We start from the raw sequence: 15,202 nt of genomic DNA, 5'->3' as shown, positions 1-15,202 counted from the left end.
GCAGCAGGCCAGTGCTTCGCAGCACGCAGCCGCCGCCTTTGAGACTGCCTCGGGCGCAGCCGCATAGGCTGACCCAGTGAACAGCAACACCGTCGCGACAAATATGATCTTCTTCATAACAAACTCCAAAATGGATGTAGATTTGTCTGAAATCAACTTCGCGGAGGGGGCGTGTCAGGCTCGGAGGCTCGCGCTACTAGAGTGCGGAGGCCAGCGACATGTATAGGAGCCGCTATCGAGACCGGAGCGATGACCTCGGCGACGCCCGCAGCAATTGCCAAGCAGGATGATTTGCAGATCGTCATGCTGCGCCCGCCACTCTGCTGGTCCGTTTGATGGCAGCTCTCGCCTGCAGACATCACCATCGTGCTGGTCGATGCCGCAACCGAGGGCGCGACCGAATTGCACCCGATAACCAGGCCGGTCATGACGAGTATCTTCAACCAGGTGCGCCAAACAGCGATCATGCGGCGGTCATAGCTTTGTGACCGCGAACAATCCACAGTTCCTTGCCTTGGGCGCTATGATAAGCAGGGTGCGCGGATGGCGCCCTGAGACTCATGATCGAGGGCGGGTCTGGCGAGTGAGGAGCCGCGCTGCACGACAACAGCAAATCTGCGCCGCTCTTATTCACCAGAAGCTGGTATATCTTCGACGCTCTCCCGGCCGTCCTGATCGGGATGGCTGGGTTGCTCCGGCGTTTCGGCCGGCCCTGACGGCGGTGAGTCCGGATGTGGATCGGGCGGCGAACTTGCCATTCTTTGTTCTCCCGGTGGTTGGCCGATAGAACTTCGGAGCCGGTCGACAGTTCCCAGATCTGTCCGTGGCCATTCGGGCAGCCAATGATGCGCGACGGGACAAGAATAGCTCGCTGGGGCGTAAGAGACGGAACCCCTCAGCATGTACGAAGAGGACTAAGGGGTGGCGTCATGAAACAGTTGGTAGCGTTCGATCTCGATGGCACGCTCGCAGAGAGCAAGCAGGCCATGTCCAATGAGATGGGTGAGATGCTCGCCGACTTGCTTGGCGTGGCGCATGTCGCCGTAATCTCCGGGGGCGATTGGCCGCAGTTCGAAAAGCAGGTCGCAAGCCGTCTTCCTGCACGCGCCAACCGGACGAAGCTGTGGCTGATGCCGACCACGGGCACGAAGCTCTACCGATATAAGAACCAGTGGACTCCAGAATATGCGGAGCTGTTCGGCGACGAGCAGAAACGGTCCATATTGGATGCTTTTGAGGCCGTGCTAGAAGCGACCGGCTTCACGCCCGAGCAGACATGGGGCGATCGCATAGAGGATCGCGGCAGCCAGATCACCTTCTCGGCGCTAGGGCAGCAGGCGCCGCTTCACGAGAAAGAGCGTTGGGATCCGGACTTTGCCAAGCGCAAGATCATCCAGGCCGATTTGCGGCAGCGGCTTCCCGGGCTGTCGATCAACATGGGCGGAGCCACCTCGATCGACATCACCCGCGAAGGCGTCGACAAAGCCTATGGCTTGAAGAAGCTCAGCGCCGCCAGCGGGATCGCGCTCGATACAATGATGTTCATTGGCGACGCGATTTTTCCAGGCGGCAACGACTATCCGGCAAAGACCTTAGGGCTCGACACGGTCCGCGTTCGTGATCCTGAAGAGACGCTTGCCGTAATAGCCGCCATCGTCGCCTGTCAGAAATAAGGCGGCGGCCAGGGCCGCATCTGTGCCGCATGAGCGCCGTGACGGATCAGGCTAGACGCGCGGGCGCCAGGGTTTCGAGGATCAGGCAATCGGCCACCGTACCCTTGCGGCAATCGCCGATCAGGCGGCTGAGTTCACCTCGAAGCGCCTGAAGATCGGTTATCTTCCGATTGATCTCGGCAAGGTGCGTGGTCGCGATGGCGTCGACGGCCGCGCAGGATTTCTTCCGGTCGTCCGAGAGGCCCAGCAGCTCGCGAACCTGGTCGAGCGTAAATCCCAGGTCGCGAGCGCGGCGGATGAAGGAGAGCCGCGCCAGATGCTCCGGGCCATATTCCCGATAATTCGCGGTGTTGCGGGCCGGAGGCGGCAGCAGCCCGATCTTCTCATAGTAGCGAACCGTCTCGATATTGGTTCTAGTCGCGGACGCCATCTCGCCGATTTTCATCGCTTGACCCTGTAGTTGGTACAGGGTGCATAAGCCCTCATATCATCCGAGTCGATGACAGGAAGAATGACCGTGGACGATTGCTGCTCGAAGAAGGGCGAGACTTTGAGCCGGCTCGCACAGGGCGACCAGCGCCGCGTGCTGGTGATCGTCATGATCATCAACATCGTCATGTTTTTCGCCGAGTTCGGGGCGGGCGTTGTCGCGCAATCCACTGCCTTGATGGCGGATTCGGTCGACATGCTCGGGGACGCGTTCGTTTACGCGCTGAGCCTGTACGCACTGGCTCGGGGTGCTCGCTGGGAGGCCGGTGCGGCGCTCGCGAAGGGGCTAGTCATCCTGGCCTTTGGCGCTGGGATCATCATCGATCTGATGTGGAAGGTTCAAAACGGCGTCCAGCCCTCGAGCGGCGTCATGATGGCGATGAGCTCGGTGGCGCTCGTGGCCAACGGCATCTGCCTCTCACTGCTTTGGCGCTTCAGGACGCTCAACGTGAATATGAGTTCGACCTTCGAATGCTCGCGCAATGATGTCGTGTCGAATATCGGGGTACTGGTGGCGGGTGGCCTCGTCGCGTTCTTCGCGTCTCCATGGCCGGACATCTTTGTCGCGGCAGTGATCGCGCTGGTTTTTCTTCGGTCGGCCTTCAATGTGCTGACCAGCGCCTGGCCGGTGTTTCGCGGACAGCCGGGCAAGGTGCAATTCGATTAAAATGCCCGAACCATATGACCATTGCGACGATCGGGCTCGTACCCGTTTGAAAGTTACAATGTGGCCAGCAGATGCTACAGGGTCAGCCGCATGAATCGCCTTGCCGCTTTCTTTATCTATTTCGCACTTGCCCTGTCACTTGCGCTCGGCTCGGTCGCGCATGCAACTGAAGGCACGGCATGCGTCGAGATTTCGGCGGCTGATTCAGCCTCGCCACATGCTGCCGGGGATAGCGATCAGGTGCCCGCCGACGCTGATAAGGCTTATCCGCATCATCATGGTGGATGCCACGGTCATCACATCGGTGTTCCGATCAAGCTCAGTTCCGTTCAACAGCCTCCGATCGCGCCGATGCTGCCGCGTGCATTCGAACAGAGCCGGTCAGCCCGCGGGCCCGCCGATCCCGCCCTGCGCCCTCCGATAACCTGACGAAGCCCTAGCACCTGTCGGCCATGCCGACGGGCTCTTCAGGTTCGTCAGGAGTCCATCATCCATGCTTCGTGTCATCGCGGCCCTGTTGGCTGTCTCGTCCTGTGCGTCGATCGCACAGGCACAGACGGCCACGTCGCCCCCCTCAGCTAACCAACCCATATTTTCACTCGAACGCGCGCGGACCAACGCTGGAGGAACCTCTCCCAGCATTGAATCGGCCGCAGCAGGCGTCCGTTCTGCGGTCGCGGGCCGCACGATTGCAGGTCTTCGTCCTAATCCTGAGTTTCAGGTGCAGTCGGAAAATGTCGCGGGTTCGGGCCCCTATCGCGGCACCCGGAGCGCCGAGACCACGGCGACACTCGCTCTGCCGATCGAACTGGGCGGAAAACGGTCAGCCCGCATTGCTGTTGCCGACTCCCGCGCCGCGCGGGCCCAGATCGATGCGGCCATCGCGCTTGCCGATCTCAACCTGCGTATCTCCCAGACCTACATCACCGCGGCGGCTGCCGAACGGCGGGTCGATGTAGCGCGCCAACAGGCGTCGATCGCGGGAAATGCGTTCAAGGCGGCGCGCACGCGGGTGACGGCGGGCGCTGGCGCTCCCATCGATCAGCAACGCGCCGATGTGCTGCGCCTCAACGCCGAGGTCGGCCTTGAGCGAGCGATTCGCGAAGCGGAGCTCGCCAGGGGCAACCTTGCGCGTCTCGTCGGCCAGCCCATCGATGGGTCACTTGATCTGGGCTGGTTCGATCGCGTCGGCGGCTATGGCCCAAGCCGACCGGTCGATCCGAGTGGCACGCTGGCGCTGGCAGCCGCGCAGGCGGATTTGAACACCGCCAATGCGGGGGTCCGGCTCGCCAAATCCCAGCGCATTCCTGATATCACGATCAGCGCCGGCGCTCGGCGGTTGTCGGAAACCAACGACACCGCCGCGGTGGTCGGGATCGCAATTCCGTTCCCGGTCTTCAATAACGGTGCTGCCGGGGTCAGTCAGGCTCGGGCGGAACTGGCCCGCGCCGATGCCAACCGCCGTCTGGCGATTATCGAGGCCGAGCAGGCTATCGCAAGCGCGCAGGCGGAGCTGGCCAATGCTGCGGCGACGGCGCGGTCGGCCGGCGGGCCCGGCCTTGCGGCAGCGGCTGAAGCGGCCCGCATCGCCCGCGTCGGCTATGCGCAGGGCAAGTTCAGCCAGCTCGATCTTCTCGAGGCGGAGCGGACGCTGGCAGAGACCAGGGCGTCTTTCACCGATGCGCTAGCAGCTTACCACGACGCCGAAGTCCGGCTCGAGCGCCTGACGGCGCCTGCCCCCGAAATCGGTGGGCGCTGAGCATGGTCCGCTTCGACCATCCAAGCCGCGCCAGCGCGGCCTTCCCATCATGACCAGCCCGATCTCGCGCTCGTCCACGGGGCTTCGATGCCCTGACATCCATTCCGGAGACTTTCTATGATCCAGCAAGACAAACGCCTGTTCGGCGGTGTCGCCGCCGCGGTGCTCGTCGCCGCTCTTGGCGGCTTCAGCGTTGCACGCTGCACCAGCGATGCTCCCCCTGCCACCGAGGCGGAAGCAAAGCCCGAGGAGGCGAAAGAAGCCGACACGCTCGCTATGACGCCAACGGCGATCAAGGACGCAGGGATCGTCACCGAGACAATCACGGCAGGCGGCCTCGGTGCCGAGATCGTGAGCCAGGCCATCGTCTCCCCATCCCCAACCGGCGAGGCAATTGTAACGGCCCGCGCGGGTGGGGCGGTTACGCGCATATTGAAGCGGCTCGGCGATCCCGTCCGTGCCGGCGAGGCGTTGGCTGTCGTCGAGAGCCGTGATGCCGCGCAGATCGCGGCGGATCGAACCGCGGCGGGCGCAAAGGCGGTGCTGGCGCAGAAATCACTCGCTCGCGAGCGATACCTGTACGACCAGAAGGTCTCGGCCCGCGTAGACCTCGAACAGGCTCAGGCGGAGGCCGCTGCTGCTGCTGCTGAGGCACATCGCGCCCGCGCTGCTGCCGGCGCTGCCAATGTCACATCGGACGGGAGGGGCGTGGTGCTCGCCAGTCCTATTTCAGGCCGGGTAACGCAGATGAAGGTCAGCCTCGGCGCCTTCGTTCAGCCGGAAACCGAGCTGTTCCGGGTGGCCGACCCGCGCCAGATTCAGATCGACGCGGCGGTGGGCGCCGGTGACGCGGCTCGTCTCGTTGCTGGGGACAAGGCGATCGTCGAGCTTCCCGACGGTCGCACCGTCGGAGCCCGCGTGCGTGCAGTGACACCCACACTCAGTGGAGAAACGCGCGCCGCGACGGCCGTGCTTGAAGTGACCGGTGGTTTGATCCAGCCCGGACTTGCCGTGCGCGTGCGGATGATGCCGAGCCGCGGCGCGACCTCGAATGCGATCGTCGTTCCGGAAGAGTCGGTGCAATCGCTCAATGGTCGTGACATCGTCTTCGTTCGGACCCCCACTGGCTTCAAGGCGACGCCGATCACGACCGGTCAACGCAGCGCCGGTCGTATCGAAATCGCCTCCGGTCTCGCAGCGGGTCGCGCGATCGCCACCCGCAATGCCTTCTTGCTCAAAGCCGAGCTCGGCAAGGGCGCAGGCGAGGAAGAATAGACCATGATCGCGAACCTTATGGCGCTCTCCGTCCGTATGCGCTGGGCGGTAGTCTTCATCTTCCTCGTTATCGCCGGATTCGGCGGTTGGCAGCTCTCGAAGCTGCCGATCGACGCGGTCCCCGACATCACCAACAATCAGGTTCAGATTAACACCATCGAGCGCGGCCTTTCGCCGATCGAGATCGAAAAGCGCGTCACCTTCCCGATCGAAACGGCGCTTGCGGGTATTCCGGGCCTGGAGACGACCCGCTCGCTGTCGCGGAACGGCTTCAGCCAGGTCTCAGCGATCTTCACCGAAGGCACCGATCTCTATTTCGCTCGCCAGCAGGTGAGCGAGCGCCTGACGCAGGCACGCGACACATTGCCGGCCGGCGTTCAGCCACAAATTGGTCCGGTCACCACCGGGCTGGGCGAAGTGCTCATGTACTCGGTCGACTTCGCCAATCCCGGCGGCAAGGGCGCTACAATCCGGAACGGGCAGCCAGGCTGGCAGTCGGACGGCAGTTTCCTGACGCCCGAGGGTTCGCGGCTTACCGATGAAGTCGGCCGCGCTGCCTATCTGCGGACGGTACAGGATTGGATCATCCGTCCCCAACTGCGCACCGTGCAGGGCGTTGCCGGCATCGACTCAATCGGCGGATACGCCAAGCAATATATCGTCGAGCCCGATCCGGTGAAGCTGTCGTCCTACGGCATCTCCTACTCCGAGCTGGCCAAGGCGCTTGAAGCGGCCAACCTCGCTGTCGGCGCCAACTATTTCAACAAGGGCGGCGAGGCTTATCTGGTCCGCGCGGACGCTCGTATCCGCGACATCGACGAGATAGCCGACGCCATTGTCGCGACCCGGGGTGGTCTTCCGATCTCGGTCAAGGATATCGCCACTGTAAAGATTGGTGGCGAACTACGCACGGGTGCGGCCAGTCAGAACGGCCATGAAGCCGTCATCGGGACTGCCTTGATGCTCATCGGCGAGAACAGCCGCGTCGTCGCCCGCAACGTCGGTGAAAAGCTAAACGGTATCGGAAAATCGCTGCCCGCCGGCATCAAGGTCACGACGGTTCTGGATCGCTCGAAACTGGTCAATGCCACCGTCGGTACCGTCCAGAAGAACCTGATCGAGGGCGCTATTCTCGTCGCTGCAGCGCTCTTCCTGTTGCTGGGGAATGTCAGGGCCGCGATCATCGCGGTGTTGATTATTCCCTTCTCGTTCCTGATGATGGCGATCGGCATGAACGCCTTCCGCGTCCCCGGCAATCTGATGAGCCTCGGCGCACTGGATTTCGGCCTGATCGTCGATGGCGCCGTGATCATCATCGAAAACTGCCTCGCGCGTCTGGCACATCGCCAGGAGCATGAGGGCAGGCTTCTCTCGTTGCGCGAGCGGCTCGAGGAGACGATGCGCGCCAGCCAGGAGATGATCAAACCAACGGTCTTCGGGCAGGGTATCATCCTTCTCGCCTTCGCGCCGTTGCTGATGTTCACCGGGGTCGAAGGGAAAACCTTCTCGCCGATGGCGATCACCATCATGCTGGCGCTGGTCGCGGCCTTCATCCTTGCGCTGACGTTCGTACCCGCGATGGTCGCGCTCCTGATCCGGGGCCGCGTCTCCGAGAAGGAGGTCTGGATCATCGCCAAGACCAAGGACCGCTACATACCCTTGCTCGAAAAGGCGGTGGCGCGGCCCTGGCCATTCATCGGAGCCGGTTTTGCCTTCTTTGCCTCGTCGGCATTGGTCTTCGGCCTGCTCGGGCAGGAGTTCATTCCTCAGCTCGACGAGAAGAACGTGGCGCTGGCTTCGACGCGGGTACCATCGGTCTCGCTCGAGCAGTCGCTCAAGATGCAGCGCGATGTGGAGCGAGCAGTCACTAGCCTGCCCGAAGTCGAGCTGATGTTCTCGAAGACCGGTACGGCCGAGGTGGCGACCGATCCGATGCCGCCGAACATCTCCGATGGCTTCGTTATCCTGAGACCCGAGTCCGAGTGGCCCGAGGGAGTCAACAGCAAGGCCGACGTCCTCCAGCGCATCGAGGAAAAGGCGAGCAGCAAGCTCGGCAATGCCTTCGAAGTCAGCCAGCCCATCCAGCTTCGCTTCAATGAGTTGATTGCCGGCGTTCGGGGCGATGTCGCGATCAAGCTCTATGGCGACGACCTCGACAAGATGGGCGCGGCCGCACAGCACATCGTGCGGGCGCTCCAGTCGATACCTGGTGCGGCTGACGTCAAGGCCGAGCAGACCGACGGTTCGCCGACGCTCGACGTGAAGTTCGATCGCGCGACGATCGCACGCTTCGGCCTCACGCTGGAGGAGGTCGCCGACACGGTTGCCGCCGCAATGGGCGGGCGCGATGCAGGCCTGCTGTTCGAAGGCGACCGGCGTTTCGAGGTGACCGTCCGGGTGCCGGAAACCACGCGCGTCAGCCTCGACGCACTGGCAGCCATTCCTGTCCTGCTTCCACAGGATGGCGATGTGGTCCGTGGGTCGGTGCCTCTGTCGCAGCTCGCGCAGTTCCGCTTCAGCGAAGGGCTGAACCAGATCAGCCGGGAGAATGGCAAACGTCGTGTCGTCATTCAGGCGAACGTCCGTGGGCGCGACGTCGGCTCGTTCGTCGCCGACGCGCAGGCCAAGGTCGATGCCGTCGCTCTGCCGGCGGGCTCATACCTTGAATGGGGCGGGCAGTTCCAGAACCTGCAGGCGGCATCCGACCGTCTGTCGATTGTCGTGCCCTTGTGCTTCCTGGCGATCTTCGGGCTGCTCTACATGGCGCTCGGCGGGCTCGCGCGCGCGGCAGCCGTGTTCCTGGCGGTGCCGCTGGGTCTCGCGGGCGGCGTCTATACGCTCTGGCTGACCGGGATTTCCTTCTCGGTATCGGCGGCAGTCGGGTTCATCTGCCTGGCCGGCGTCGCGGTGCTCAACGGTCTCGTCGTCATGACGGCGATCCGGGAACGGCTCGAGGCTGGGGTGGAGCTCAGCGAGGCCATCATCGACGGCTGCCGCGAAAAGATGCGCGCGGTCGTCATGACGGGCTTCGTGCCGGCGATCGGTTTCGTGCCGATGGCGCTTGCGAGCGGAACCGGCGCCGAAGTGCAGAAGCCTTTGGCAACGGTGGTGATCGGCGGTCTCATCGCTGCGACCATCCTCACCCTGCTCGTGCTGCCCGCGATCAGCAAAGTCGTCCTGGGGTTCGGGGAGCGCATCGGCCGCCGACCGGCTCAGCAGGGCGGCGAAGTTCCCGACGCGTCTCCCGAAGCGGTTTGAGAGGAGTTGAAGATGAGCGAACGAGCAAAATTGCTGCGCATCTACACCGACGAGGCCGCCTATTTCGGTGACCGCAAGGTGTTCGAGGTGATCGCGTCCCGCGCCCGGGACGTCAAGATGGCCGGCGTGACCATATTGGAAGCGATGGTGGGCTTCGGCCGATCAGCGCAGGTCCACCGGCGCCATGTGCTGGAAAGCGACCGCGCCGTCGTGATTGAGATCGTCGATCTCGATTCGGCGCTACGGGCGTTTGTCGAAGGCCTCAGCGAAATCGAGGGCATCGGGCTGATGACCCTCGAAGCCGTCGAGATCCTCGGCGGCAAGGCCCGCCAGACAATCGCCAAGGCCGACGCGTGACGGTGGCCCTCGTACTGCCGGGCTCAAGCCTAGAGTGCCGGGGTACAGCATCCGTTTCCATGACAACGCGTCTTGAAACCCCTCTCCCGCCCAATCGGCGGGAGAGGGAACCGGCGCTGGCTGGACACTTTCCTATGTTCATCGTCGAAAGCACGATCCATCTGGCGACACCACTCGCACGCGTGTGGCGCCTACTGATCGATCTCGAACATTATGCCGACTGGCATCCCTTCGTTTCGCTAGCGGGCGTCGCTGCCGTCGGAAACGAGATCACCTACAACTACCGCTCCCGACTGCGGGCCATCCCTGACGTCTCTTCAACGGCCCGTCTCGTGCGGCTCGATCGGCACGCCGCGATTTCCTGGAAGCTCGGTATCAAGCGGCTGCTTGAAGTCGAAGAGGGCTTTTACCTCGCTAAATCCGACGCGGGCACTGTCCTGACCCACCGCATGTGTTTGAGCGGGGTTCTGTCGATGTTGCCCATCGGTCGCATGAGGCGCGGGATCGAAAAATCGACCAGCGTCACCAACCAGTCGCTCGCTCGTTACCTACAGCGCGGCACGACGATCGCGCGATATTCGATGCCACATAAACGAAGTCATTAGGTCTGGAGCGCGAGATGTACCGTGACGGATCCGACCCCATTCCAACAAAGAAAATGATGGAGAACGCCCGTGCCGCCGCATTCCTCTGCCCATATTGCGTAGTGGAGCCCGTGTTGAGCGCGCGGGAGGGCATCGAGATCGACTATTGGCCCAAGTGCTTTCGCGCCTGTTCGACCGAGGCGCATCGCAGATGATCCCCGCAAGTGCGTCCGTGTTCATACCCCTGAGGCGGGCGCCTCCGGCTTGCGAGAAGGGCAAGACGCCGATCGGTGGGCGGGACGATCACGCGGGCCCGTTATCGAATTCCGTCTGGGCTGGTCTAATCCTGTTTCTTGGCCTGACGGCCTGTTCCGGGAGCGCCGAGCCTGCGGGCGACGACCGCAATCATACCACCAGCGAGAACGCGAACGTCATCGGACGTCATGTCTACCATTGTGATCCCGGTGGCCTCTGGATCGTGGATTTTCTGCAGGACGGGCTGAGCGTCGATCTTGCGGCTAACGGTGAAAAGCCGGTCCGTCTGACCGCCCCCGCTCAAGGCCTCACCTATGTTGGCGAGCACATCAATGCCCGCGTTTCCGGACGGGATATGCACGTTCAGCGATCCGATCGGCCGCCGCTGAAATGTCGTCGAACCTGACAACAACCACACACGGCACCGACGACAATGAGCAGGAACAACAACCCATGGTCAAAATAGCACGCAGCCTCTCTGGGGCACGGACGCAGTCATGACAGAGAAAGTCCGCATCGAGCTTCCTCTCCTGCTCCCCAAGGTCGACGACGCGTCCGACGCCTGCGTTGCGCGCCTTCTGGAAAATCTGAGTGCGCGCGACGGTGTCGCCAATGCGCATATCGTCGCGGCGCAGGGCGAGGCGCCTGCGAGACTCTGTATCCATTACGACCCTGGTCTCTTGCCCTTGTCGCGCATTCGTCACCTGGCTCAGAGTGAGGGCACCCGGATTACGGAGCAGTTCGGGCACGTCCGCTGGACGGTCGAAGGGCTGTCCAGCCAGCGCCGCGCCCGCACGGTCGCCGAGCGCCTCTTAAGGACTCCGGGCATCGTCGAGGCCGACGCGTCCGCGTCCGGTACGGTGCGCGTCGATTTCGATCGGGAAGCAATCACCGAGCCCGATATCCGCCGACTTCTCGCCGGAATGGCCCTGAGCGTTAAAGGAGAGCAAATCGCGGGCTCGGCATCGGCGGTGTCACCATCCATTGCTGCCAACGACGATGATGCCGATCACGATCATGCGTCGGGCGACCATAAAGGCCATGATCACGGAACGGACGCCGGCGACAACAAACACGACCATGGTTCGGATGAAGGTGGCGACGGTCACGATCACGCGCATGGCGGTATATTCGGCGCCAATACCGAAATCATATTTGCGATCGCGTGTGGCGCGACGGCGGCGATTGGCTTCGCCATCGAGAAGCTGACCTCGGCCCCCGGTTGGCTTCCGCTCGCTTTCTATCTCATGGCGTATGCCTTTGGCGGTTATTTCACTCTGCGCGAGGCGATCGACAATCTGCGCATGAAGCGCTTCGAGATCGACACGCTCATGCTGGTAGCGGCCTGTGGCGCCGCCGCGCTCGGCGCCTGGGCGGAGGGTGCCTTGCTCCTGTTCCTTTTCAGCATGGGGCATTCGCTCGAACATTATGCGATGGGGCGGGCCAAGCGAGCAATCGAGGCGCTCGCCGAACTGGCGCCGCAGAGCGCGCTGGTACGGCGCGAAGGCCAGACCGTGGAAATCCCGGTCGAGCAGCTTGCCGTCGGCGATGTCGTCATCGTCAAACCGAATGAACGGATGCCGGCCGACGGCTTCGTGCTAGTCGGCACTTCGAGCGTCAACCAGGCCCCGGTCACCGGTGAGAGCATTCCCGTCGACAAGCGGCCGGTCGATGACCCAGATGCGGCCGCTAGCCAGCCCGACAAGGTCGGCGCGGCCTACCGCATCTTCGCGGGCACCATCAACGGCGCCGGCGCGATCGAGGTGCAGGTCACCCGGCTGTCCAAGGACACCACGCTGGCGAAAGTCGTCCAGATGGTCGGTGAGGCCGAGGCGCAAAAGTCGCCGACCCAGCGCTTCACCGATCGCTTCGAGCGCATCTTCGTACCCGCCGTGCTCGGGCTCGTCGTCGTGCTGCTGTTCGCCTGGGTCGTGGTAGACGAACCGTTCCGCGACAGCTTCTACCGCGCGATGGCAGTGCTGGTTGCCGCCAGTCCGTGCGCGCTCGCTATCGCCACGCCAAGTGCCGTGCTGTCCGGCATTGCCCGGGCGGCCAGGGGCGGCGTCCTCGTCAAGGGCGGTGGACCGCTTGAAAATCTCGGGACGCTACGCGCGATCGCATTCGACAAGACCGGCACGCTGACTGAAGGCAAGCCGCGTATCAGCGACATCGTTCCCGCCGACGGCACCGATGAGAAGGAGCTGCTTCGCATCGCGATTGCAGTCGAAAGCCTGAGCGATCACCCCCTCGCGGCAGCGATCACTGCCGGTGGGCGAGAGCGGCTCGGCGATACCGCCATTCCCCCCGCCACTGATCTGCGCAGCATCACCGGGCGCGGCGTCCAGGCGACGGTCGAAGGTGAACTGGTCCATGTTGGTAGCCCAAAGCTGTTCGGCGAAGCCGATGGGTCGGCGATGCCGCAGGCGCTGCAGGACGAGGCCAAACGCCTCGAGGAGGCGGGTCGAACGACGATGGTTATAAGAAAGGGTGCGCGCTATCTGGGTATAATCGGTGTGATGGACACGCCGCGCCCTGCGGCCGTCGCGACCCTCGCACGCCTACGCGAGCTAGGCATCACCCGCATGATCATGATCTCGGGCGACAACCAGCGCGTCGCCGATGCGATCGCCAAGGAGGTCGGGCTGGACGAAGCGTGGGGCGATCTCATGCCCGAGGACAAGGTGGCAGCCATCAAGAAGCTGAAGGCTGAAGACAAGGTTGCAATGGTCGGCGACGGCGTCAACGACGCACCGGCCATGGCCAATGCGACGGTCGGCATCGCCATGGGAGCAGCCGGATCGGATGTGGCGCTGGAGACGGCCGATGTCGCGCTCATGGCCGACGACCTTGCTCATCTGCCATTCGCCGTCGGCCTGAGCCGACAGACAAGCCGGATCATCCGGCAGAACCTGTTCATGAGCCTCGGGGTTGTGACGGTCCTACTGCCCGCGACGATCCTCGGACTGGGAATCGGCCCGGCCGTGCTCGCGCACGAGGGTTCGACGCTAGTCGTCGTCTTCAACGCCCTGCGGTTGCTCGCTTTCAAGGATCGGAGTGATGTTTGAAATCTGCGGGCAGTCGACCGCAGTCCAAATCGTAAGGGCGTGACGGGATGAATATGGTCGCGCTCAAATATACTCTTATCCCCATCTTGGCCGTCATTCTGGGCTCGGTGTGGGCGACCTGGCGCAAACCGAGCACTGGCTTTGTAAGCGCGATGCAGCACCTTGCTGCGGGCGTGGTGTTCGCGGCGGCGGCCGCGGAGATCTTGCCGCGGGTCATGCACCAAGCGTCGCCGATTGCGACATTCATCGGCGGGACGCTCGGTGTCGGGGTGATGCTGGCGCTCAAGGGGTTGGAGGGCCGCACGAGCGGGCCGATGGCGATGCTGGGCGCGATCGGGATCGACATCCTGATTGACGGGCTGGTGCTGGGGTTGGCGTTTATTGCTGGCGCCAAGGCGGGCTTCCTCCTCACGATCGCTCTGACGCTCGAGGTTCTCTTTCTCGGGCTCACCGTGACGGCCGAACTCGGCGAGACGATGCGATCGCGAGCGAAGATCATCGCCCTGACGGCCGCATTGGCGCTATTGCTGCCAATCGGCGTGGTAGTCGCGACGCCGGTGGCAACATTCTCGCCCGTGGTTATCGCTGGCTTCCTAAGCTTCGGCCTTATCGCGCTGCTCTATTTGGTGACCGAGGAATTGCTCGCTGAGGCGCATGAAAAGCCGGACAGCCCCTTAATCAGTGCGATGTTTTTCGTGGGGTTCCTTGGTCTGCTTCTCATTGAAGAGATTTTGGGTTGAGGATCGGTACGATACCTGGTCGCGAATGGCGCGTCTAAGGTTGCACATGAAGGCCGTTCTCTTGGAGCGTCCACTCTAGCTACTGGGCGGGCTCCGCCCGCAGAGTAGACGCCGCTCGCGCGGCGGCGCTGTTGGTTGGCCTCCCTGCGATGCGGAGGTGGTCGGCGCTCCCTGCTAGGCCCGCCACGTCGTGCCGCAAGCCCGGCTTCGCCGAGCTGCTCCATTTCATTTCGCCCCTCCGGGTGCTGCCCGCCGCTTGAGCGGACCTCTCCAGTCGCTCTCGCCGCCCACCCCCGCCTCGGGGGAGGCCCATGGCTTTTGGGTGGTGATGGAGACGACCGATGCCTTTCTCCCTCGGACCCCCGATTGGGGCTGGACTGTCAGGATATGTCGCCGAGATGGGCTCGGCGTTCCTCTGCGCCGCGCTTGGCATCATGCCGACTGTCCGCCACGCCGACTATCTGGCGTCATGGCTGGAGGTGCTGCGCGAGGACAATCGCGCGATCTTCCGCGCCGCCAGCGCGGCGAGCAAAGCCGCCGACTGGCTGCTGACCCGCCACCGCGAAGTCCGCGAGCGTGAAGTGGCGAGAGGCGAGGGGAGGCAAGCGGCATGATCATCCTGCCGCCCGATCTGCGCACAACCTTGCGCACCAACGCCGTCCTGCGCGAGATGCACCAACGGCGCGAATGGGCCGAGCCGGACCCCGTGCCCGCGCTCAAGCTGTTCAACCCGCTCGGCCCGGCGACATGGCTCGCGACCGAACTCGGTCGCGACGGCGATATGCTGTTCGGCCTCGCCGACCTCGGCTTCGGCTGTCCCGAACTCGGCTATTTCAGCCTGTCCGAGATCGCGAGCGTCCGCCTGCCGTTCGGGCTCGGCATCGAGCGCGACGAGCAATTTTCGAGCCTGCGCCCGCTGTCGCTATGGGCCGCGACCGCGCGCCGCGAAGGTTCGATCATAGGCGCGCAGGCGCTGTTCCGGCGCGCCGATGGCGCTGCCCCATCCCACCAGCTTCCGACCGATCCGGCGTCCGATACGGACGGCGGCGGCGGCTGACGCGCGGCGCGTTTCGCCGCATC

The 15,202-nt window shown here is 63.6% G+C and carries 13 protein-coding genes and 1 pseudogene; 13 read left to right on the top strand and 1 reads right to left on the bottom strand.

Annotated features, from left to right (window positions below; translation table 11 throughout):
- Window positions 1–929: 929 nt before the first annotated feature.
- Window positions 930–1,673, top strand: a complete 744-nt coding sequence (locus tag ASE22_RS05485; RefSeq protein ID WP_056355910.1) for an HAD-IIB family hydrolase — start codon at window positions 930–932, stop codon at window positions 1,671–1,673.
- Window positions 1,674–1,719: 46 nt separating this feature from the next.
- On the opposite strand, the gene ASE22_RS05480 is transcribed toward ASE22_RS05485, so the two are convergent.
- On the bottom strand, window positions 1,720–2,118 hold the full coding sequence (locus tag ASE22_RS05480) for a MerR family transcriptional regulator (RefSeq protein ID WP_056355907.1): 399 nt from the start codon (window positions 2,116–2,118) through the stop codon (window positions 1,720–1,722).
- A 66-nt stretch (window positions 2,119–2,184) separates the two neighbouring features.
- Here ASE22_RS05480 and ASE22_RS05475 point away from each other — a divergent pair, with 66 nt between their 5' ends.
- From ASE22_RS05475 to ASE22_RS05425, 12 genes and pseudogenes are all read left to right on the top strand, one after another.
- Window positions 2,185–2,829 (top strand): cation transporter, encoded by a 645-nt coding sequence (locus ASE22_RS05475; RefSeq protein WP_056355905.1) that lies wholly within the window; start codon window positions 2,185–2,187, stop codon window positions 2,827–2,829.
- Between the two features lie 90 nt (window positions 2,830–2,919).
- A complete protein-coding gene (locus ASE22_RS26695) occupies window positions 2,920–3,258 on the top strand; it encodes a hypothetical protein (RefSeq protein WP_156397319.1) in 339 nt (112 codons plus the stop codon).
- A 64-nt stretch (window positions 3,259–3,322) separates the two neighbouring features.
- Complete coding sequence (locus ASE22_RS05470; protein ID WP_056355903.1) at window positions 3,323–4,588, top strand: TolC family protein; 1,266 nt, start codon at window positions 3,323–3,325, stop codon at window positions 4,586–4,588.
- A 117-nt stretch (window positions 4,589–4,705) separates the two neighbouring features.
- Entirely contained in the window at window positions 4,706–5,863 is a 1,158-nt protein-coding gene (locus ASE22_RS05465) for an efflux RND transporter periplasmic adaptor subunit (RefSeq protein ID WP_056355902.1), read from the top strand.
- Between the two features lie 3 nt (window positions 5,864–5,866).
- Entirely contained in the window at window positions 5,867–9,121 is a 3,255-nt protein-coding gene (locus tag ASE22_RS05460) for an efflux RND transporter permease subunit (protein WP_056355900.1), read from the top strand.
- A 12-nt stretch (window positions 9,122–9,133) separates the two neighbouring features.
- A complete protein-coding gene (locus ASE22_RS05455) occupies window positions 9,134–9,478 on the top strand; it encodes a DUF190 domain-containing protein (RefSeq protein ID WP_056355898.1) in 345 nt (114 codons plus the stop codon).
- A gap of 134 nt (window positions 9,479–9,612) precedes the next feature.
- Window positions 9,613–10,083 carry an SRPBCC family protein gene (locus ASE22_RS05450; protein WP_056355896.1) on the top strand — a complete coding sequence of 157 codons (471 nt, stop codon included), beginning with the start codon at window positions 9,613–9,615 and terminating at the stop codon, window positions 10,081–10,083.
- A gap of 190 nt (window positions 10,084–10,273) precedes the next feature.
- On the top strand, window positions 10,274–10,723 hold the full coding sequence (locus tag ASE22_RS26690; protein WP_156397320.1) for a hypothetical protein: 450 nt from the start codon (window positions 10,274–10,276) through the stop codon (window positions 10,721–10,723).
- A gap of 91 nt (window positions 10,724–10,814) precedes the next feature.
- Window positions 10,815–13,382 carry a heavy metal translocating P-type ATPase gene (locus tag ASE22_RS05440; protein WP_056355890.1) on the top strand — a complete coding sequence of 856 codons (2,568 nt, stop codon included), beginning with the start codon at window positions 10,815–10,817 and terminating at the stop codon, window positions 13,380–13,382.
- A gap of 53 nt (window positions 13,383–13,435) precedes the next feature.
- Window positions 13,436–14,122, top strand: coding sequence for a ZIP family metal transporter (locus tag ASE22_RS05435; RefSeq protein WP_056356366.1), 687 nt, complete (start codon window positions 13,436–13,438; stop codon window positions 14,120–14,122).
- Window positions 14,123–14,511: 389 nt separating this feature from the next.
- A pseudogene (locus ASE22_RS05430) lies at window positions 14,512–14,736 on the top strand (zincin-like metallopeptidase domain-containing protein); the annotation flags it as partial.
- Entirely contained in the window at window positions 14,733–15,179 is a 447-nt protein-coding gene (locus tag ASE22_RS05425) for a DUF2958 domain-containing protein (protein WP_056355886.1), read from the top strand. The pseudogene ASE22_RS05430 and the gene ASE22_RS05425, both read left to right, overlap by 4 nt.
- Window positions 15,180–15,202: the final 23 nt, after the last annotated feature.

Source organism: Sphingomonas sp. Root720 (assembly GCF_001428605.1).
GTDB lineage: Bacteria > Pseudomonadota > Alphaproteobacteria > Sphingomonadales > Sphingomonadaceae > Rhizorhabdus.
The sequence above is the reverse complement of the archived record's forward strand: the minus strand, read 5'-3'. Positions and strand labels throughout refer to the sequence as shown.